The organism is Kocuria flava (genome assembly GCF_001482365.1).
Lineage (GTDB): Bacteria > Actinomycetota > Actinomycetes > Actinomycetales > Micrococcaceae > Kocuria > Kocuria flava.
Genome location: NZ_CP013254.1, coordinates 2,931,339 through 2,952,173, shown reverse-complemented (window position 1 = coordinate 2,952,173; position 20,835 = coordinate 2,931,339). Strand labels below are relative to the sequence as shown.

The window sequence follows — 20,835 nt, the reverse complement described above, 5'->3', positions numbered from 1 at the left end:
GCATGACCGACGCCGACCGTTCCGCAGGCACCGCAGGCACCTCAGGCACCGCAGGTCCCGACGGCGCCCCGTCCGCCTCCCGCGCGGGGGAGGCACCTCCCGGCCCCGCCCACCCGTGGGGCGGGGCGGAGCCGCGGTGGAGCCCGGAGGAGCTCGCCGAGCTGCTCGGGGGCCTGCCCGGGCGCGAGGCGCGGCGGCCCACCGAGGAGCAGGCCGAGGTGATCGCGGCCCCGCTCGCGCCCCGCCTGGTCGTGGCCGGGGCCGGCTCCGGGAAGACGGCCACCATGGTGGACCGGGTCGGCTGGCTGGTCGCCAACGGCGTCGTGGCCCCGGACCAGGTCCTCGGCGTGACCTTCACGCGCAAGGCCGCCGGTGAGCTCGGGCACCGCATGCGCGAGCGCCTCGCCGACCTGCGGGCCCTCGAGCTCGTGCCCCCGGCGGGCGGCGAGGACGACGGGACCGCCGCGGCCCAGGATCCCGTCGTGAGCACCTACCACTCCTACGCGAACACGCTGGTGCGCGACTACGGCCTGCGGATCGGCGTGGAGCCGGACACCACCCTCCTCGGGCCCGCCCAGGCGTGGCAGCTCGCCGCGCAGACCGTCGAGGCCTGGACGGGGGAGCTGCTGGAGTCGATGCCCGCCAAGTCCACGATGGTCAAGGCCGTCCTCGACCTCGCCGGGGCCTGCGCCGAGCACCTCCTGGACCCCGAGGCGGTCGGACGCTTCGCGCAGCAGCTGCTGGGCGAGCTCGCCACCACCCCGCCGGGCCGGCGCAAGCGCACCCCGGGCGCGACGCTCACGAAGGTCGCCGCCACCCAGCGGGCCGCGTGGGTGCTCGCCGAGCTCGTGGGGGAGTTCGCCCGCCGCAAGGAGCAGGCGCAGGCCATGGACTTCGGCGACCTCCTCTCGGCCGCCGCCCGGATCGCCGAGGAGGACACGGCCGCCCGGCGCACCGAGCGCGAGCGCTACCGCGTCGTGCTCCTCGACGAGTTCCAGGACACCTCCCACGCCCAGCTGCGCCTGTTCTCGGCCCTGTTCGGCGCGGGCCACTCCGTGATGGCCGTCGGCGACCCTCAGCAGTCGATCTACGGCTTCCGCGGGGCCTCGGCCGGGCAGCTGTTCGGCTTCCACGACGCGTTCCCGGTCGCCCCCGGGCAGGAGCCGCGGCCCAGCTTCCTCACCACGGCCTGGCGCAACGACGAGAGCGTCCTCGACGTCGCCAACGTCCTGGCCGAGCCGCTGCGCACCCTCCCGCCCTGGGCCCGCGGCAGCTCGCCGCTGACCGTCCCGCCGCTGCGGACCCGCCCCGGGGCCGGGCCGGGGACGGTGCGCCTGAGCCGGTACGCGACCGACGTCGAGGAGGCCGAGGCGCTCGCCGAGCGGATCGGCGCCCGGCGTGCGGCCCACCGCGGCGAGCCGCAGGAGGCCGTGCCGACCATGGCCGTGCTGTGCCGCAAGCGCTCGCAGATCGAGCCGGTGCGCCGCGAGCTCGCCGCCCGCGGGATCCCCTACGAGGTCGTGGGCCTGGGCGGGCTGCTGAGCACCCCCGAAGTCGCCGACGTCGTGGCGACGCTGCGGGTGCTCGACGACCCCGGCCGCTCCGACGCCCTCGTGCGGCTGCTCGCCGGCGCCCGGTGGCGGATCGGCTCCCGGGACCTCATGGCGCTGTCGGACTGGGCCGCCCACCTCGAGCGGCGCCGCACCGAGGCCGCCCGGGATCACCGGGCCGAGGACCTCGACGCCCCCGTGACCGAGGCGGAGGCGCGAGCGGAGACGCTCGTGGAGCCCGACGTCTCCGACCATGCCTCCCTGGTCGAGGCCCTCGAGACGCTGCCGCGGCCCGGCTGGACCTCGGCCCACGGCCGCTCGCTGTCCGAGGCGGCCCGCGAGCGGATGACCCTGCTGCGCGACGAGCTGGAGCACCTGCGGTCGTTCCTCGCCGACGACCTCCTGGTGCTGCTGCACGAGATCGAGTCCGTCTCGGGCCTCGACGTCGAGCTCGCCGCCCACCCCGAGCGCACCGCCCACCTGGCCCGGCGCAACCTCGACGCCTTCCAGGAGGCGGCCCGCACGTTCACGGCGTCCTCGGCCACGGGCGACCTCTCGGCGTTCCTGGCGTGGCTCGACGTCACCCTCGCCGAGGAGAACGGGCTCGAGCCCGGACCGGACCGGACCCGGCACGACGCCGTCCAGCTCGTGACCGTTCACTCCTCCAAGGGCCTGGAGTGGGACCACGTCTACGTCCCGGGGCTCAACACCAGGAACTTCCCGAGCGAGCGGGTCACCCGCTGGACGGTGGAGACCGGGACGCTGCCGTGGCCGCTGCGCGGGGACGCCCGCTTCCTGCCGCAGTGGTCGGTCGACACCACGGACCTGAAGGCGCTGGAGGACTCGCACACCGAGTTCGCGGAGCTCGCCGCCCAGCACGCCGAGGACGAGGAGCGCCGCCTGGCGTACGTGGCCGTGACCCGTGCCCGCAGCGTCCTCGAGCTCTCCTGCACCGCCTTCCGCGGCACCGCCCGCACCCTGCAGGAGCCCTCCGTCTTCGTCCGTGAGCTGCTGGGCCTCACGGAGGGCCCCGCCCCCGTCGTGCGCCTGGGCCCGTGGGCGGAGGTGCCGCCGGGCACGCAGAACCCGGCCGCCGCGACCGTGCTGACCGCGCCCTGGCCCTACGACCCGCTGGAGGGTCCCGAGATCACCGAGACCGTCACCGCGGGCGACGGCAGCACGAGCGTGCGCACGAGCCCGCCCCCGCACCGCGGCCGCCGGGAGCTCCTGGAGCGGGCGGCGCGGGCCGTGCGGGAGCGCGGCTTCCCCGGCACGGCGGACCTCGACGTCGAGGACCTGCTGGGCGTCGCCGAGCGCGACGGCCGGGAGCCGGACCCGCGGCGCTGGTCGGAGGAGGCACGGATCCTGCTGGCCCGCCACGAGGCCGCGCGCACCGAGCGCACTGTCCCCATGCCCTCCCACGTCTCGGCCTCGACGCTCGTGGCCCTCGCCCGCGACCCCCACGAGGTCGTCGCGGGGCTGCGCCGGCCCATGCCCCGCCGGCCGGGGACGGCCGCGCGGCGGGGCACGACCTTCCACGCGTGGGTCGAGCAGTTCTACGGCTCGTCGGCGATCTTCGACGTCGGGGAGCTGCCCGGCGGAGCCGACGAGCACGTCGACGAGGCCTACGACCTGCCCGAGCTCGCCCGCACCTTCCGCGGGGGCCCGTGGGCGGACCGCCAGCCGTGGGCGGTGGAGTTCCCCCTCGAGACCCCCGTCGCGGGGATCACGGTGCGCGGCCGGGTGGACGCGGTCTTCCGGGGCGCCGACGGCACGTGGGAGCTGGTGGACTGGAAGACGGGGCGCGCTCCCGCCGGGGAGGAACTGGCCCAGCGCTCGGCGCAGCTGGCCGTCTACCGGCTCGCCTGGTCGAGGCTGCGCGGGGTCCCGCTCGAGGAGGTCACCGCGGCGTTCTACTACGTCCCCGAGGACAGGGTGGTCCGGCCGCACGACCTCGCCGGGGAGGCGGAGCTGGAGGACGTCGTGCGCAGGGCCTACCGGGTCGTGCTGCGCCCCTGAGCCGGGCCAGGGGTGCCGGGGGCGCCGTCCGGGGCCGCCCGGGCGGCACTCCCGTGGGCCCGTGCGGCCGCGCCGCGCACGGCCCCGGCGTCGAGGGCCTCGGTGTCCGGGGCCTCGGTGTCGGCGGCTGCCGGGGAGGACGGACGGGGGAGCGTCGACCCGCCGGGGGTGCGGGTCGGGCCCGGAGCACCGCTGCCGCCCGGCGCGCCCGACCCTCCGGGCGTCCTCGTGCCCGCGGGGCCCGGAGTGCCGTCGGGGGCCGCGCCCGCGGCGCCGCGCGCGGCCCGGGAGACGTCGCGCTCGAGGGCGGCGAGCATCCGCTCGGCGTCGGCCACGGTCGCGGCGTCCCCGCGGTCCGTCCCGCGCACCAGCCAGCGCGCCACGGCGAGCTCGGCGTCGAGCCGGGCCCGGTCCAGCAGGTGCGGGTCCGGGTCGGCGTCGGGCGCGCGGAAGGTCCGGTTGCGGCAGGTGCCGGCGTAGGCCTCCAGCACGGCGGCCGCGAAGCGGGCGTCCCGGGCGCCGATCAGCCACGCGAAGTCGTCGGCGGGGTCCCCGACGTGCAGGTCGGTCCAGCCGGTCACCCCGCGCACCCGCCCGCGGGAGATCACGAGGTCGTCCTCCTGCAGGTCACCGTGCACCACGCGGGGGACGAAGCCCCACACGGCGTCGTCGCCGAGCACGCGCTCCCACCGTCCCACGAGGGCCGCCGGCACCCGCCCGGTCGCCTCCGCGCGCCGCAGCTCGGCCAGGCGCCGCTCGCGGCACTGTCCGGCCGTGTAGGAGGGCAGGTCCGCGTCCAGCACGAGGGACGGCGGCAGGGCGTGCACGGCGGCCAGCACCCGGCCCAGCTGCACGGACAGCGGCGGCAGCGGCTCGGCGCTGGGCACGTGCCGGTGGTGGGCGGGGTCCGGGTGCGCGGCCATGCGCGCGAGCGCGTCGAGGCCCAGCGGCTCGCCCTCGATGTGGGAGTGCACCACCGCGTGCAGCCGCTCGTCCTCCACGGTGGCCACCGCGGTGGGCACCAGGAAGGGCAGCCGGGAGCGGATCGCCGGGGTGAAGGAGCGCAGCACGAGGTGCTCGGTCTCCAGCCGCACCTCCGCCTCGGGGGTCACCGGCGCGCGCACCCGCCAGCGCCGGCCCTCGGCGTCGAGGACCACGGCCGAGCGGAAGTCGGCGTCGTCGTCCGGGGAGGGTCCCACCGCCACGGGCGCCAGCCCGGGCACGCCGGCGGCCGCGACCGCGGCGAGGTGCTCGAGGGAGGTGCTCACCCGCCCACCCTACAAGAGGCCGGGCCTGGGCCCCCGGGCCGGTCGCCGCCCTCCGTGGACACCCGCCTGCGGGGTCGGTCCCGGTCGCTACAGTGGACGTCGTGCCCGCCTCCGACTGTCCTCCGCCCCGCCCCGAGCCCGCCCGCCCCGCCGCCCCGGAGCGCCTCGACCCGGCCCGCCTGCCCTTCACGGCCGCCGCCGTCGACCGGGACGGGATCGAGCGCGAGCTGCGCGACGTCCGGGCGGTCGCGGCACAGGAGCCCGGGACGCTCGTGCTCGTCCTCGCCGGCGGGCTCGCGCCCGTGGCCGGCGAGGACCTCCTCCTCGTGCCCGCCGAGGGGCTCCCGCCCGGCCCGGCGGACCCGCGCCACCCCGAGGTCTACCTCGGGCGCACCACCGCCGGGGGCGTCCCGGGAGCCCGGGTGCTGCTGCGCCCCGTGCCCGGCCTCGCGCAGGAGACCGGCGCGACGGCCCCGGGCCAGGACCTGCTGGCGGCCGTGGCCCGGCACGCGGCCGCGGACGGCGCGCCCCCGCTGCGCTGGGCCGGGCTGCGCGAGCTGGGCCCCGTGCTCCCCCCGGAGGACGCCGCGCTGCTCGTGGCCGCCCAGTCCGTGGGCCTGTGGCACCGCGACCACCCCCGCTGCCCGCAGTGCGGCGGCCCCACCGACGTCGTCCGCTCCGGCTGGGCCCGCCGCTGCCCCCACGACGAGTCCCTGCACTTCCCCCGCACGGACCCGGCGATCATCGTCGCGGTCTCCGACGGCGATCCCGACCCCGCCCGCGAACGGCTCCTGCTCGGACGCTCCGCCCTGTGGCGCGGCAACCGCTTCTCGACCTTCGCGGGCTTCGTCGAGCCGGGGGAGTCCCTCGAGCAGGCGGTCGTGCGGGAGGTCTCGGAGGAGACCGGTCTCGTCGTCGGCGACGTCCACTACCTCGGCTCCCAGCCCTGGCCCTTCCCGCGCTCGCTGATGCTGGGCTGCCGCGCCGTCGTGCGCTCGGGGGCGGCCGCGCCGGACGGGCAGGAGATCCTCGAGCTGCGCTGGTTCACCCGCGCGCAGCTGCTGGCGGCCGCCCGCGACGGATCGGTGACCCTGCCGGGGAAGGTCTCCATCGCCCACGCCCTGATCGAGCACTGGCTCGGCCAGGCCCTGCCGGAGAGCACCTGGTGAGCGAGACCCGTCCGGGCGGGGCCCCGGAGCTGCCGCTGGAGGAGCGCATCCTCGAGGGCCTCGACCCGGAGCAGCGCGAGGTCGCCACGACCCTGCGCGGGCCGGTGTGCGTGCTCGCCGGTGCGGGCACGGGCAAGACCCGGGCGATCACCCACCGGATCGCCTACGGCATCGCCACCGGCGTCTACACGCCGCAGAAGGTCCTGGCCCTGACGTTCACGGCGCGGGCCGCCAACGAGATGCGCAACCGGCTGCGCGGGCTGGGCGCGTCCGGGGTCCAGACCCGCACCTTCCACGCCGCCGCCCTGCGCCAGCTCCAGTACTTCTGGCCGCAGGCGGTGGGCGGGCCGCTGCCCGGGCTCGTCGAGCACAAGGCGCGGCTGATCACGGAGGCCGCGCAGAACATGCGCCTGTCCACCGACCGCGCGGCCGTGCGGGACCTCGCGGCGGAGATCGAGTGGGCCAAGGTCTCGATGCTCACCCCGGACACCTACCCGGCACGGGCCGCCGGGCGGGACATGCCCCTGGGCTACGACGTGCGCACGGTCCAGCGGCTCTACCAGTCCTACGAGGAGCTCAAGACCGACCGCCACCTCATCGACTTCGAGGACGTGCTGCTGCTGACCGTCGCCGTGCTCGAGGAGGACGAGCGGGTCGCCGCGACCGTGCGCGAGCAGTACCGCCACTTCGTGGTCGACGAGTACCAGGACGTCTCCCCGCTGCAGCAGCGGCTGCTCGACCGGTGGCTCGGCGGCCGCGACGACGTGTGCGTGGTGGGCGACGCCTCCCAGACCATCTACTCCTTCACGGGCGCCACGTCCCGGCACCTGCTCGAGTTCCCCCGGAGGCACGAGAACGCCCGGGTGATCGAGCTCGTGCGCGACTACCGCTCCACCCCCCAGGTCGTCGAGACCGCCAACCGGCTCCTGGCCGCCCGCCGGCCCGCCCCCGGCTCGACGCCGGGGTCCTGGGCCACGCCGCTGCGGCTCGTCGCCCAGCGTCCCGACGGGCCCCGGCCCTCGTGGAACGAGTACCCCGACGACGAGGCCGAGGCCGCCGGGACCGCCGCGCGCATCCGCGACCTGCTCGACGACGGCGTGCGCGCCGCCGAGATCGCGGTGCTGTTCCGCACCAACGGGCAGTCGCAGGCCTTCGAGGCCGCCCTGGCCGAGGCGGGCATCGGCTTCCAGCTGCGCGGCACGGAGCGGTTCTTCAACCGGCCCGAGGTGAAGCAGGCCGTCGTGCAGCTGCGCACCGCCGCCCGCGCCGCCGGCGCCGCGGAGGACACGCCCCGCCTGGTCCGCGACATCCTCTCCTCGCTGGGCTACAGCGACCGCGCCCCGCGCTCCACGGGCGCCGTCCGGGAGCGGTGGGAGTCCCTGGCCTCCCTGGTCTCGCTCGCGGACCGGATGGCGGAGGACGCCGCGGCGCGCGGCGAGGAGTTCGGGCTGCCCGCCCTCGCGGCGGAGCTCGAGCGGCGGGTCGCCCAGCAGGACGCGCCGGTGCTGGAGGGCGTCACCCTGGCCTCCCTGCACTCGGCCAAGGGCCTGGAGTGGGACGCGGTCTTCCTCGTGGGGCTCAGCGAGGGACTGATGCCGATCGGCTTCGCCGAGACCGCCGACGAGGTCGACGAGGAGCGGCGGCTGCTCTACGTGGGCATCACCCGTGCGCGCGAGCACCTGGTGCTGTCGTGGACCCTCTCCCGCACCCCCGGGGGCCGGCCGAACCGGCGGCCCTCGCGCTTCCTCGAGGCCCTGCGCGCGCCCGAGGAGGCCGCCGCCGGGGGACGGCGCCGTGCGGTGCGCGGCGGCCCGGCGCCCCGGTCCGGGCCGGCCCGGGGCGGGACCTCCCGCCCGGGCGCCGGCGGCGCCCGGGCGGGTCAGCCGCGGGCGCCGGGCAGGTCCTGACCCAGCCCGCACAGGCACGACCGGCGGTCGATCGCCAGCGGCTCCGACCCGGCCGGGAAGGGCGGGCGCAGCACCTCGGCCCGTCCGGGGCCACCGCCGCCCGGCAGCGGGCGGCCCCCGTCCAGCGAGGGCAGGGCCACGGCGAGCGCCTCCGCGGCGAGGCGGGCGGCGACGGCCGCGCCGAACGCCGGGCGCGCCCAGGCGGCCAGCACCTGCTCCCGCCGGCCCGTCCCGGCACGGGGCACGGCCGCGAGCGTGGCCCGCAGGCAGTCGGGGCAGGGCCTGTGGGCCCAGGCGACGACCGGCCAGCGCACCACGGCCCCGGGGACTGAGTGCACGGACAGCAGCGGGTGCTCCGGGGCGGCGACGTCCCCGGGGTCCGGGCGCAGGGTCCTCCCGCCGGCGTCGTGGACGCCGCCGCGCAGCACGAGGCACCCGGGCAGCAGCGGGCCGGGGAACAGCTCCGGGCCGCTGACCGGGGCGCAGCGGGGGTCCTGGGCGCGCAGCCGCCCGCGCAGGGCCGCCTCCCGGGGGCGGCCCAGGTCCCCGCGGGAGTAGGCGCCGGTGCCGAGGTCGGTCTCCGTGACGGGGCCGGGGTCGTTGACGTTGAGGGAGAGCACCCCGCAGCGCAGCAGGTGCAAGGCGGCCGCGGCGGTGATCCCGTCGAGGCCCAGCACCAGCACGTGCACCTCCTCGGGGCGCGGCAGCCCCGCGGCCGGCGCCGCGTCGCCGACCGGGCCGGGGCGTCCGGGGCCGCTGCGCACAGGAGCCGGGGCGGCGGGGCCCGGGGCGGCGGGGCCCGGAACGGTGGGATCCGGGACGGCGCCACCCCGACGGACGGGACCCGGCCGGGCGGGGCGGGCCGGGAAACCGGGCGGCGGGGCGGGGGAGCGGGTCACGAGCACCTCCGGGACGTGCGGGCGGGAGCTCCCCACCCTGCCCGCGCGCCGGGACCGGCGCGCGGCGGGCCGCCGTGTCCACAGTCCACAGGCCCCGGGTGCGCACAGGGCCGTCTCGCGCCCCCGGCCGCCGGCGTGTTCAATGTCCCCATGCCCACACCCTCCGAGCCCGAGGTCGTGGTGCGCCGCTCGGCGCGCCGCCGCAAGACCGTCTCCGCCCACTGGAGCGAGGACACGGTCGTGCTCTCCGTGCCCCAGGCGGCCACCCGCCGGCAGATCGAGCACTGGACGCGCGAGCTCGTGCCCCGCGTCGTCGAGCGCCGCCGCCGCGAGGCCGCCCGCGGCGCCGCCCGGCGCTCGGGGGACCGCCTCCTCGAGCGCGCCCAGGAGCTCTCCCGCCGCCACCTCGAGGGCCGGGCGCGCCCCTCGGACGTGCGCTGGTCGGCGCGCCAGCAGGCCCGGTGGGGCTCGGCGACCCCGGCGACCGGGGTGATCCGCCTCTCCGCGCAGCTGCAGGAGGCCCCGGAGTGGGTCCTGGACTTCGTGCTGGTGCACGAGCTCGCGCACCTGCTCGAGGCCGACCACAGCCCGCGCTTCCGCGCGCTGGAGGCCCGCTACCCGCACGCGGAGCGGGCGCGGGCCTTCCTCGACGGGGCCGCGTGGGCGCACCGGCAGGGCGCGCCCGGGACGGATCAGCGGGAGCCGCCGCCGTCCTGCGGGCCGTCCTCCTCACCGGAGGACCCGGAGCCGTCCGGGTCGTCGTAGCCGCCGGAGAGCAGCTTCTGCAGGGCGGCGTCGACCTCGTCCTCGGAGGCCGTGAGCAGCCCCCGGCGCGCGGTGAAGCCCGCCGGGTCGTCGAGGTCCTCGTCCGTGGGCAGCAGCTCGGGCGCGTCCCACAGCCGGTCCCGCTCCTCCACACCCCGCTGCTCGCCCACGTGGCGCCAGAACTCCGCCGCCTCGCGCAGCCGCCGCGGGCGCAGCTCCAGGCCCACGAGCGCACCGAACGCGTGCTCGGCGGGCCCGCCGGAGGCGCGCCGGCGGCGGATCGTCTCGGACAGCGCCCCGGCCGAGGGCAGGTTCGCCGTCGACTCCGCCGTCACCACGTGCACCCAGCCCTCGACGAGCGCCAGGACCGTCTCCAGGCGCTTGAGGGTGACCTCCTGGTCGGGGGTCTGCTGCGGGGCGAAGATCCCGGAGGACAGCGCCTCCTGCATGCTCGAGGGGTCCATCGGGTCGATGTCGCGGGCGGCCTCCTCGATGCGGGCCATGTCGATGTGGATGCCCTCCGAGAAGCGGCGGACCAGGTCCAGGACGTGCCCGCGCAACCAGGGGTTCGCGGTGAACAGGCGCACGTGGGCGGCCTCCCGCACGGCCAGGTAGAGCATGATCTCCTGGGCCGGCAGGTCCAGGCCCTCGCCGAACTCCCTGATGCTCGCGGGCAGCAGCGCGGAGCGGCCCTCGGCCAGGGGCAGGCCGATGTCGGTCGAGCACAGCACCTCGCGGGAGAGCCCGCCGATCGCCTGGCCCAGCTGCATGCCGAAGAGCATGCCCCCGGCGCCGGCGAGCATGCCCGTGGCCCCGCCCATCATGGCCGTCAGCTCGGCGGGCAGCTGCTGGGTGAGCGCGTCCGTGAGCGCCTGTGTGACGGAGCCGGCCACGGGGCCGGTCATCTCCTGCCACGTGGGCATCGTCGCCTCGATCCACTCGGCCCGCGACCAGGCCTGCGGGCGCACGGCGGTCGGGTCGAACGCCGTGTGCTCGCCGAGCCACAGCTCCGCGAGCTTCATGGCGTCCTCGACGGCCCCGCGCTGGGCGGCGGTGACGGAGGGGTCGCCGTCGGCGGCCGCGATCCGGCGGGCGTGGTCGAGGGCGAGCTTCCAGTTGACGGGCCCCTCGGTCCCGGCCCCGCCCATCATGGACTGGATCTGCTGGAACATCATGGACATCGCCTGGGGGTCCATCGGCACGCCGGCCCGGCGCAGGTCCTCGGGGTTCATGCCGCTGCCGCCGAGCAGCCGCTCGAGCATCTCCTGGAAGGGGTCCTTGCGCCCGTCGTCGTCGCCGGAGGGGTCGTGGGGAGGCTGGGAGGTCATGGGTCCACCGTTCGGTCGGGTCGGGGCTGGGGCCCGGGCGAGCGGGCGCCCGGGAGGTCTCTGCACCCAGCGTAGCCACGGCGCCACGGAGCCGACCACGGGCGAACTCCCAGTTCGCTGGAAGCTCACGGCGCCGGCGCCCGGGTAGACTGGGCCGTTCGGACCGGGGCGCCCGCCGCGGCACACGGCCCGGTCCGCCGCCCCGCCGACCGCCGAGGACCGTCCGTGACCCCTTCCCCCCGCCCGCGCCGCCGCAGGGACCTGCCGTCGTGGGCGCTGCTCGGCTCCGCGGGCCTGCTGCTCGCCGGCACGCTGCTGCCCGCCCCGTTCGTCCTCGAGGCCCCCGGCCCGACGTTCAACACCGTGGGGGAGCACGAGGGCCGGCAGCTGCTGGAGGTCACCGGGGCGCCCGCCTACCCCACCGAGTCCGTGCTCGACCTGACGACCGTCTACGTCTCCGGCGGCCCCAGCAGCGACGTCGGGGTCCTGGGGGTGCTGCGCGCCTGGCTGGACCCGTCCACCGCCGTGGTCCCGGCCGACGTCCTGTACCCGCACCGGGTCTCCGCGGAGGAGCTCGACGCCTCCAACTCGGTCGCGATGACCTCCTCGCAGGAGACCTCGGTGGCCGCGGCCCTGGACCACCTGGGCATCGAGCACAGCACCCGGCTCGTGGTGCGCGGCACCGTGCCCGGCAGCCCCGCGGAGGACCGGCTCGAGGAGGGCGACGTCCTGCGGGCCGTGGACGGGGGACCGGCCGGGAGCGTCGAGCAGCTGCGCTCCGCCCTCGACGCCGCCGGTGAGGGCGGAGTCCTCCTGCGCGTGGAGCGCGACGGGACCGAGCGCGACGTGCGGGTGCCCACCGCCCTGGACGAGGCCTCCGGGCACCGGCAGCTGGGCGTGCTCCTCGAGCCCGACCACGACTTCCCCCTCGAGGTCTCCTTCGCGCTCGAGGACGTCGGCGGCCCCAGCGCCGGGTCCATGTTCGCCCTCGGGATCGTCGACGAGCTCACCCCCGGCTCGCTCGCCGGGGACCACCACGTCGCCGGGACCGGCACGGTGGACGCGGACGGGCTGATCGGCCCCATCGGCGGCGTGCGGCAGAAGCTCGACGGCGCGGCCGCCGCCGGCGCCGAGCTGTTCCTGGCCCCGGAGGGCAACTGCCCCGAGGTGCGCGGGCACGAGCCCGAGGGCCTGACCGTCGTCGCGGTCCGCGACCTGGACGACGCCGTGGCCGCCGCGTCGGCCGCCGGCCGCGGGGAGGACCTCTCCGCGCTGCCCTCCTGCGGGACGCCGTGAGCGGCCCGCCGTGCACGATTGCACCCCCGAGAACGCCCTGGGCAGAATGGACGGGGTGCGCCGGCCGGACAGTGCCGTCCCGCCGGCCGTTCCCCCGACCGAGCCCCGCTCGACCCCGACCCGACGCCGAATGCAGAGGTAGCCAGTGACCGCCGGACCCACAGCCCCCCGACCACCGAGGCAGCAGCCCGACGGACAGCGGAGGAAGCGGGGTGCGCTGTGGCCCACCGTCGTGGTCGTGCTCGTGCTCGTGGCCGCCTTCGTCGGCGCGACCCAGCTCTACACCGACGTGCTGTGGTACGACCAGCTCGGCTACCTGAGCGTCTTCCTCACCGAGAACCTCGTGAAGATCGTGATCTTCGCGGTCGCCGCGGTCCTGGTGGCCGCGCTGATGTTCGCGAGCCTCTACCTCGCCCACCGGCACCGGCCGATCACGGCCGAGTCGATCGTCGACGACAACCTGCGCCGCTACCAGGAGGCCCTGGAGCCGGTGCGCAAGATCGTCATGGTGGTCGTGCCCGTGCTCTTCGGCCTGTTCGCGGCGTCCACGGCGATGACCCAGTGGGACACCGTCCTGCTGTTCCTCAACCAGGAGCCGTTCGGCCGGGAGGACCCGCAGTTCGGTCTCGACATCGCCTTCTACGTCTTCACCCTGCCGTTCCTGCGCTTCCTCATCGGCTTCCTCGTCTCGGCGATCCTGCTCGCGGGCGTCGGCGGGATCCTCATGCACTACGTCTACGGCGGGATCCGGATCAACGAGCGCGGGCTGGCCACCACGCGCGCCTCCCGGGTGCACCTGGGCGTGCTCGCGGCCCTGTTCCTGCTGCTGCAGGCGGCGAACTTCTGGCTGGACCGCTACTCGACCGTCCAGTCCTCCTCCGGGAAGTGGACCGGCGCCCTGTACACCGACGTCAACGCCGTGATCCCCACCAAGGCGATCCTGGCGGCCGCCGCCCTGATCGTGGCGGTGCTCTTCGTCGTCGCCGCCGTGATCGGGCGCTGGCGGCTGCCCGTGATCGGCACCGCGGTGCTGCTCGTGGTGGCCGTGGTCGCCGGCGGGATCTACCCGTGGATCGTCCAGCGCTTCCAGGTGCTGCCGACGGAGCAGGCCCTGGAGAACGAGTACATCCAGCGCAACATCGAGCTCACCCGCGCCGCCTACGGCCTCGACGAGACCGAGGTCATGCCCTACGACGCGACGACGCAGACGGAGCAGGGCGCGCTGCGCCAGGACACCGAGACCACCTCGAACATCCGCCTGCTGGACCCCAACGTGGTCTCCGCGGCCTTCTCGCAGCTGCAGCAGTTCCGGCCGTACTACCAGTTCCCGGACACCCTCAACGTCGACCGCTACGAGATCGACGGCGAGGTCCAGGACACCGTGATCGCCACGCGCGAGCTGAACCCCGACCAGAACCAGGGCTGGTACAACCAGCACGTCGTCTACACCCACGGCTACGGCGTGGTCGCCGCCTACGGCAACCGCGTGCAGGCCGACGGCAAGCCGCAGTTCATGCAGGCGGGCATCCCCTCCCGGGGGGAGATCTCCGACGACTACGAGCCGCGCATCTACTTCGGCGAGAACTCCCCGGAGTACTCGATCGTCGGCGGCGGCGAGGGCGACGAGCCGCTCGAGCTCGACCGCCCGCAGACGGCCGACGACGAGGGCGCCGACGCGAAGACGACCTTCGCCGGCGACGGCGGGCCCTCGATCGGCAACTTCTTCAACCGCCTCGCCTACGGCATCAAGTTCCAGTCCTCGGACCTGCTGCTCTCCGACGCGGTGCGCCCCGAGTCGCAGATCCTCTACGACCGGGACCCGCGCGAGCGGATCGAGAAGGTCGCCCCGTACCTGACCGTCGACGGCTCCCCGTACCCGGCGATCATCGACGGCCGGGTGCAGTGGATCGTGGACGCCTACACCACCTCCGACGCGTTCCCGTACTCGACGCCGTCGGTGCTGCAGGAGGCGACCCAGGACACCCAGACGGCCCAGGGCGCCGCGGCGACCCTGCCTCCGGAGCGGGTCAACTACATCCGCAATTCCGTCAAGGCCACGGTCGACGCCTACGACGGCTCCGTGGAGCTCTACGCGTGGGACGACCAGGATCCCGTGCTCAAGGCCTGGCAGAAGGTCTTCCCGGACACCCTGAAGCCCTACTCGGAGATGTCCGCCGACCTCATGGCGCACGTGCGCTACCCGCAGGACATGTTCAAGGTCCAGCGTGAGCTGCTCAACCGGTACCACGTCACCGACGCGAACAGCTTCTACGCCAACGACGACGTGTGGTCGGTGCCCAACGACCCCACGCAGGACCGCGACGTCGCCCTGCCCCCGTACTACCTGTCGATGCGCATGCCGGGGGAGGACCAGGCGAACTTCTCGCTGACGACCTCCTTCATCCCGCAGCAGTCGGAGACCGGCAACACCCGCAACGTGATGTACGGCTACCTCTCCGCCAACGCGGACGCCGGCACCGGCGAGGACGGGGTCAAGAGCGAGGAGTACGGCACGCTGCGGCTGCTCGAGCTGCCGCGCTCCTCGGTGGTGCCCGGCCCCGGCCAGGCGCAGAACCTCTTCAACTCGGACACCGACGTCTCCACGGAGCTGAACCTGCTGCGCCAGGGCGCCTCCGAGGTGATCAACGGCAACCTGCTGACCCTGCCCGCCGGCGGCGGCATGCTCTACGTCCAGCCGGTCTACGTGCAGTCCTCCGGGGACGCCGCGTACCCGACGCTGCGGCGCGTGCTGGTCGGCTTCGGCGAGGAGGTCGGCTTCGCACCGACCCTCGAGGAGGCCCTGGACGAGGTCTTCGGCGGCGACTCCGGCGCCCAGACCTCCAGCGGGGCCGGCGTGAGCGAGGCCGAGGCGGGCGCCGAGGGCGGCGACGGGGCCCCGGCGGACAGCGGCAGCCTCGAGGACGCCCTGTCCCAGGCCAACGAGGCGATCCAGGAGTCCGAGCAGGCGCTGCAGGACGGCGACTGGGCCCGCTACGGGCAGGCCCAGGACCGGCTCCAGCAGGCCATCGAGCGAGCCCTCGAGGCGGACGGCGTCGTGGCGCCCGAGGCCGAGGGCGCCCTGGCCCCCGAGGAGGGGGCCGAGCAGCCCGCCGAGTAGCCGATTTGCGGGCCCACCCCGCGGCACGTATAGTCGTACATGTCGCCGCGGGGTGGAGCAGTTCGGTAGCTCGCTGGGCTCATAACCCAGAGGTCGCAAGTTCAAATCTTGCCCCCGCAACCACGGAGAGGCCCCGGACCACCAGGTCCGGGGCCTCTCGCCTGTCCGGGTGCAGGCTGCCGCCCGTCCGTCCGGTGCCGGTCCGCCCCGTGGTCCGCGTCCGGAACGGGCGACGCCCCGTGGCACGGGTGCCACGGGGCGTCGCCCGTCGTGCGGCCGCCCGCCCCCGGCGGGGGAGCGGCGCCGGCTGCGCTCAGACCTCCTCGGAGGAGACGATCCGCTCGGCGCTGCGGGACTTCAGGGCCGCCAGGCGGGCCTCGACCTCGGTCTGCTGCCCGAGCTCCTCGAGGGACTCGAACTGGGCGTCCAGGGAGGACGCCGCGAGCTCCTGCTGGCCCAGCACGCGGGCCTCCTCGCGCCGGATCTTGTCCTCGAACCGGGAGACCTCGCTCGTGGGGTCCAGCACGTCGAAGGCCTTGAGGGCGTCCTGGACCTGCGCCTGGGCCTGGACGGTCTTCTGGCGGGCGTTGAGCTCGTCCCGCTTGTTGGACAGCTCCTGGAGCTTGCCCCGCATCTTGTTCAGGCCGTCCTTGAGCTTCTCGACGACCTCGGTCTGCGCCTGGATCTGCGGCTCCGCGCCCTTGGCCTCCGTCTCGTACTGGATCTGGCGCTGCAGCGCCACCTTGGCGAGGTTGTCGAACTTGTCGGCCTCCGAGCCGCGCCCGGCGGCACGGAACTCCTCGGCCTTGTTGGAGGCGGCCAGGGCCTTGTTGCCCCACTCCCGCGCCTCCTGCACGTCCTCGGCGTGGTCCTGCTCGAGCAGGCGCAGGCTGCCGATGGTCTGGGCGACGGCGGCCTCCGCCTCGCGGATGTTCTCGGTGTAGTCGCGCACCATCTGGTCCAGCATCTTCTGCGGGTCCTCGGCGGCGTCGATCAGGGCGTTGATGTTGGCCTTCGCGAGCTGGGCGATGCGGCCGAAGATGGACTGCTTGATCATGGTGCTCTTCTCTCCTCGGGGTCGAGCCCGGGCGGCGCCCGGGACGGTGGTCGGTCGGGGAAGCTGGTCGCCGGCGGCGGCGCGGGCCGGCGGGTGCGCGGGGTCGGGCGGGCCCGGTCGCAGCGGGTGCGGGCTCAGAAGTTGCCGCCGATCCCGCCGTCGAAGCCCCCGAAGTCGATGCCCCCGCCGCCGCCGCCGAAGCCGCCGCCGAAGCCGCCGCCCAGCCCGCCGCCGCCGTTGAGGATCGAGCCCAGCAGGATCCCGCCGAGCATGGCGCCGCCGAGGCCGCTGTTGCTGCGGCCCCGGTAGCCGTAGCCGCCCTGGGGCAGGCCGAAGCCGCCGTGGCCGAAGCTGTCGACGTCGTGCTGGGCGATGTACTGGGCCTCGCCGGCCAGGCGGACGGCCTCGTTCGCGTGGCCGAGGGCCTCGGAGGGGCTGGACGAGCGCAGCTGCTGGGCGGTCGCGAGGCAGCGCTCCGCCTCGGCCAGCCGCGTGCGCGCCTCGGGCCCCACACCGCCGCGGCGCGCCCAGATGTACTCGCTCGCGGAGCTGACCTGGGCCTGGGCGGAGACGAGGGTGTGGGCGAGGGTCTCGCGCGCCGAGCGGTCCCGCTCGTTCTGGGAGCGCACCGAGGCGAGGCCCTTGTCGAGCTCGTCCTTGGCCACGGCGAGCCGGCGGCTCAGCCCGAGGGGGTCGACGCGCCCGCCGGCCATCTGCTCCTCGACCAGCCGCAGCACCTCCTGGACGCCGGCGGCGGCGCCGGCCAGCTCGGGGTTCGTGCCGCGGCGGACCAGGGCGTCGGCCTCGGCGACGTCTCGGCGGGCGATGGTCACCGCGTCCTTGAGGGACTCCTCGGCCTGGGCCAGCTCCCGGGCGGCGTGCTCGACGGCGTCGAGGAGCCCGCCCGCCTGGCCCACCGCCTCCTCGGCGGCCCGGACGTCGAGCACGGCGTCGCTTGTGCGCCCGGCGGCCAGCTCGTCCCGGGCCTCGTCGACCGCGGTGCCGACGAAGGCCAGGCGCTCGCGGGCCTGCTCCACGTTGTCGCGCACGGGCGCCAGCGCCGTCTCGTTGTAGCGCTGCCCCAGCTGCCGCAGCCGCTGCTCCGCGGTGTCCAGGCGGGGCCGGACACCGTGGGCGGCGCGCTCGACGTCCTCGAGCGCCTCGGGGGCGCGGGTCTCGAGCCGGCGCAGCTCGCTGAAGGCCTGCTCGTGCTGCTCGAGCGGGCGCTGGGCGTCCTGGGAGCGGCCGATGATCTCCGTCAGCCAGGCGCGCTGCTGCTGCTCGGTGTCGGGGATGTGGTCCTCGAGCTGCTGCTGGAGGGCGAAGGAGGCCTGCATGTGCCGCTTGGCGTCCTCGAGGGCCCGCCGGAAGGGCTCGACCTGCTCCCGGCCGTACTGCATCTCGGCGAAGGCGAGCTCCTGCTCGGAGTGCTGGATGGCGTTGTCGGTCGCGACGAGCAGCGCGCCGGCGCGCCGGCGCAGCTCGGGGATCGGCACCTCCTGGTGGGGCTGCGCGGGCCCGCCCGGCCCCGCCGGGGTCCCCTGCCGCTGCGGGGCCCCCTCCCGGCGCTTCTTCCGGCTCGCGGCGAACCCGTAGGCGGCCAGGCCACCGGCGCCGAGCAGCCCCACGCCCAGCAGGGCCAGCCCGCCGCCCCCGCCGTCGTCCGTCCCACCGGCCGCGGCGCCGCCGGAGAGCTCGGTCCCGATGCCCTCGACGGCGCCGAGCACGGCCCCGTCCCAGTCGCCGGCCGAGAGGGCGGGGAGGATCTGCTCCTGGTAGATCGCCCGCAGCGCCGCGTCGTCGAGCGGGCCGCCGTCGGCGGCGTCGAAGCGGGCCTGCCGGTCCTCGGTGGCGATCGCGAGGACGGCGTCGTTGCTGCCGAAGCCGTTGAGGTCGGCGAACTCCTGGACCCACCGGTCCGGGTCCGAGGGGCTGGTGAAGGAGTCGACCGTCACCGCGTAGAGGGTCACGCCCTCCTCGGTGGCCAGCTGCCGGATCTCCGTCTCGAGCGCGGAGGGGTCCTCGAGGGCGCCGCTGCCGTCCACCACGCGCTCCCCCGGGGGGACGTCCACGGGCGGCTGGGCCACGGCCGCGCCCGCGGGCACGAGCAGGGCCAGGGCCAGGCCGCAGCCGGCGGCGGTCCGGCGGGAAGTGGTGCGCCAGGTCATGATCTCCCTCACGTCGTTCGGTGGTGCCGATTCTAGGGCCGGCCCCCGGGGGCGGGGCAGGGACACCGCGGCCTACGCGCAGGGCGAAACCCCCGTGACGGCACCGTGGACAGGGCCGGCACGGTGCCGCCGTCCTGCCCGTGCCCGGCCGGCGCGGGGCCTCTCAGCGTCGTCTCAGTGCCCGTTGCGATACTGGGGGCGAATCCCACCGGCCCGCGGCGGCTCCCCGGCCCGCCGCGCCCCTCCCCGAGGAGTTGCCCCATGACCGAGCCCCGCGACCCGAGCCGCGGCACGGACCCCCAGCACACCCGGCCCCTCCCGCCCGTGGACGGCCGGGCCGGCGAGCGCGACCCGTGGGCCCGGCCCCTCTACGGCGCCCCCGCCGGCGGGGAGGGCCCGGGCGGCGGGCACGGGTCCGGCTCCTCCGCCGGCCCGGCCCCCGCGGGCCCCGCCCCGGCGGGGGCCCGGAAGCGGTTCACCGGGGGCGCGCTCGTCACCGGCATGGTCCTGGCGGCGCTCGTCGGCGCCGGGACCGCCGCGGGGACCGACGCGCTGCTGGACCGGGGGGCCACCGGCACCGCGGGCGGCTCGGCGCCGGCCTCGGTCATCGTCAACGACCAGGACGAGGTCAACGCGGTGACCGCCGCGGCGCAGAAGGCGTCCCCCTCGACGGTGACCATCTCCGTGTCCGCGGGCAACCAGGCCGGCTCGGGCTCGGGCGTGGTCGTCGACGACGAGGGCCACATCCTCACCAACACCCACGTGGTGACCCTCGACGGCACCGCCGGGGACCCGTCCATCGAGGTCCGCCTCGACGACGGCACTGTGCACCCGGCCACGGTCGTGGGCACCGACCCCCTCTCCGACCTCGCCGTGCTGAAGATCGACGCCCCCGGTCTCGTGCCCGCCGAGCTGGGCTCCATCGAGGACGTCAACGTCGGGGACACCGCCATCGCCATCGGCGCGCCCCTGGGACTGTCGGGCACCGTCACCGACGGCATCGTCTCGACCCTGGACCGCACCATCGCGGTCGCCTCCTCCGCCGCGCCCGACACCCCCTCGGAGGGCGACGGCGGCCGGACCCCCGGCCGGGACGACTTCTTCTTCGACCTCCCCGAGGAGGGCGGCGGGGGAGGCTCCTCGCGCGGGGCCTCGGAGTCCGTGTACCTCAACGTCATCCAGACCGACGCCGCCATCAACTCCGGCAACTCCGGGGGGCCGCTGGTGGACCGCGACGGCCGGGTGATCGGGATCAACGTCGCCATCGCCTCCGCCGGCGCCTCGGGGGAGGCCGGCAACATCGGCGTGGGCTTCGCCATCCCCGTGGACACCGCCCGGCGGGTCGCGGAGGAGATCATCGCGGACGGCTCCGCGAGCCACGGCTACCTCGGCACCACCGTCTCGGCGGCGGCGGCCGCGGACGGGCGCAGCCAGGCCTTCTCGGCGGGCGCGCAGGTCCAGGAGGTCGTGGACGGCTCCCCGGCCGACGAGGCCGGGCTGCGCGCCGGCGACGTGATCACCGAGTTCAACGGCCACCGCATCGAGGACGCGACCTCCCTGACCGCCGCGGTGCGCGAGCTCCCGGCCGGGGGCACCGGCACCGTCGTGTACCTGCGCGACGGCGAGCAGCGGACCGCCGAAGTCACGGTCGCCGACGCCGCCGAGCAGGGCTGAGCGGGACCGGCACGCCCCGCGCGGATCCGGGCGGGGCGAGCCGGGCGGCGCGGGACCGGGCGCGTCCCGGGGCGGGCCCGGGCGGCCCGGACCGGCCGGGGGCCGGGGCTGTCCGGGCCCTCAGCGCCCCGCGCCGGCGAAGCCCAGCTGGCGCCACGCCTCGTAGACGGCGATCGAGGCGGCGTTGGCGAGGTTCAGCGACCGGCGCGCGGGCAGCATCGGGATCCGGACCCGCGCGGTGACGTGCGGGTCCGCCTTGACCTCCGCGGGCAGCCCGTCGGACTCCCGGCCGAACAGCAGCACGTCGCCGTCCCGGTAGGCGATCTCCGTGTGGGCGAGCTCGCCGTCGGTGGTGAACGCGAACACCCGCTCCGGGACCAGCGCCGCCCACGCGCTGTCGAGGTCGGGGTGGACCGTGAGCACCGCGAGGTCGTGGTAGTCCAGTCCGGCCCGCCGCAGGTGGGCGTCGGCGAAGCCGAAGCCCAGCGGCTCCACCAGGTGCAGCTCGGCGCCGGTCACGGCGGCGAGGCGGATGGCGTTGCCCGTGTTGCCCGGGATCTCGGGGGTGTGGAAGAGGATGCGGAGCATCCGGCCAGTCTACGGAGCCGCGGGCCCGC

The 20,835-nt window shown here is 76.2% G+C and carries 13 protein-coding genes and 1 tRNA gene; 8 read left to right on the top strand and 6 right to left on the bottom strand.

Going from position 1 to position 20,835, the window contains the following annotated elements; all coding sequences use genetic code 11:
- Positions 1-2: 2 nt before the first annotated feature.
- Entirely contained in the window at positions 3-3,569 is a 3,567-nt protein-coding gene (locus tag AS188_RS13185; RefSeq protein ID WP_083529455.1) for an ATP-dependent helicase, read from the top strand.
- On the opposite strand, the gene AS188_RS13180 is transcribed toward AS188_RS13185, so the two are convergent.
- Positions 3,545-4,837 carry a phosphotransferase gene (locus tag AS188_RS13180; RefSeq protein WP_058859233.1) on the bottom strand — a complete coding sequence of 431 codons (1,293 nt, stop codon included), beginning with the start codon at positions 4,835-4,837 and terminating at the stop codon, positions 3,545-3,547. The two genes, AS188_RS13185 and AS188_RS13180, sit on opposite strands and share 25 nt — an antisense overlap.
- Positions 4,838-4,938: 101 nt before the next feature.
- Between AS188_RS13180 and nudC the strand changes: the two genes are divergently transcribed.
- Complete coding sequence (gene nudC / locus AS188_RS13175) at positions 4,939-6,006, top strand: NAD(+) diphosphatase (RefSeq protein WP_058859939.1); 1,068 nt, start codon at positions 4,939-4,941, stop codon at positions 6,004-6,006.
- Positions 6,000-7,913, top strand: a complete 1,914-nt coding sequence (locus AS188_RS13170; RefSeq protein WP_373865620.1) for an ATP-dependent helicase — start codon at positions 6,000-6,002, stop codon at positions 7,911-7,913. Before nudC ends, AS188_RS13170 begins: the two co-directional genes overlap by 7 nt.
- On the opposite strand, the gene AS188_RS13165 is transcribed toward AS188_RS13170, so the two are convergent.
- Positions 7,886-8,596 (bottom strand): ubiquitin-activating E1 family protein, encoded by a 711-nt coding sequence (locus tag AS188_RS13165; protein WP_058859232.1) that lies wholly within the window; start codon positions 8,594-8,596, stop codon positions 7,886-7,888. The two genes, AS188_RS13170 and AS188_RS13165, sit on opposite strands and share 28 nt — an antisense overlap.
- 366 nt (positions 8,597-8,962) lie before the next feature.
- On the opposite strand from AS188_RS13165, the gene AS188_RS13160 reads away from it, so the two are divergent.
- A complete protein-coding gene (locus AS188_RS13160) occupies positions 8,963-9,577 on the top strand; it encodes a M48 metallopeptidase family protein (RefSeq protein WP_058859231.1) in 615 nt (204 codons plus the stop codon).
- Here the strand turns inward: AS188_RS13160 and AS188_RS13155 are convergent.
- Positions 9,505-10,905, bottom strand: coding sequence for a zinc-dependent metalloprotease (locus AS188_RS13155; RefSeq protein ID WP_058859230.1), 1,401 nt, complete (start codon positions 10,903-10,905; stop codon positions 9,505-9,507). The genes AS188_RS13160 and AS188_RS13155 overlap by 73 nt on opposite strands.
- 225 nt (positions 10,906-11,130) lie before the next feature.
- Between AS188_RS13155 and AS188_RS13150 the strand changes: the two genes are divergently transcribed.
- From AS188_RS13150 to AS188_RS13140, 3 genes are all read left to right on the top strand, one after another.
- Positions 11,131-12,201: a YlbL family protein gene (locus AS188_RS13150; protein WP_058859229.1), complete on the top strand. Its 1,071-nt coding sequence runs from the start codon at positions 11,131-11,133 to the stop codon at positions 12,199-12,201.
- Between the two features lie 145 nt (positions 12,202-12,346).
- Positions 12,347-15,319 (top strand): UPF0182 family membrane protein, encoded by a 2,973-nt coding sequence (locus AS188_RS13145; RefSeq protein WP_058859228.1) that lies wholly within the window; start codon positions 12,347-12,349, stop codon positions 15,317-15,319.
- A gap of 46 nt (positions 15,320-15,365) precedes the next feature.
- Positions 15,366-15,442, top strand: a tRNA-Met gene (locus tag AS188_RS13140).
- Between the two features lie 190 nt (positions 15,443-15,632).
- On the opposite strand, the gene AS188_RS13135 is transcribed toward AS188_RS13140, so the two are convergent.
- Together AS188_RS13135 and AS188_RS13130 are read right to left on the bottom strand one after the other, a co-directional pair.
- Positions 15,633-16,376: a PspA/IM30 family protein gene (locus AS188_RS13135; protein WP_058859227.1), complete on the bottom strand. Its 744-nt coding sequence runs from the start codon at positions 16,374-16,376 to the stop codon at positions 15,633-15,635.
- Between the two features lie 134 nt (positions 16,377-16,510).
- The gene (locus AS188_RS13130; protein WP_058859226.1) at positions 16,511-18,544 is read right to left on the bottom strand and encodes a TPM domain-containing protein; all 2,034 of its coding nucleotides are present in this window, start codon (positions 18,542-18,544) and stop codon (positions 16,511-16,513) included.
- 261 nt (positions 18,545-18,805) lie between these two features.
- Between AS188_RS13130 and AS188_RS13125 the strand changes: the two genes are divergently transcribed.
- Positions 18,806-20,218, top strand: coding sequence for a S1C family serine protease (locus AS188_RS13125; protein WP_058859225.1), 1,413 nt, complete (start codon positions 18,806-18,808; stop codon positions 20,216-20,218).
- A gap of 120 nt (positions 20,219-20,338) precedes the next feature.
- On the opposite strand, the gene AS188_RS13120 is transcribed toward AS188_RS13125, so the two are convergent.
- Positions 20,339-20,806, bottom strand: coding sequence for a tRNA (cytidine(34)-2'-O)-methyltransferase (locus AS188_RS13120; protein WP_058859224.1), 468 nt, complete (start codon positions 20,804-20,806; stop codon positions 20,339-20,341).
- Between the last annotated feature and the right edge of the window lie 29 nt (positions 20,807-20,835).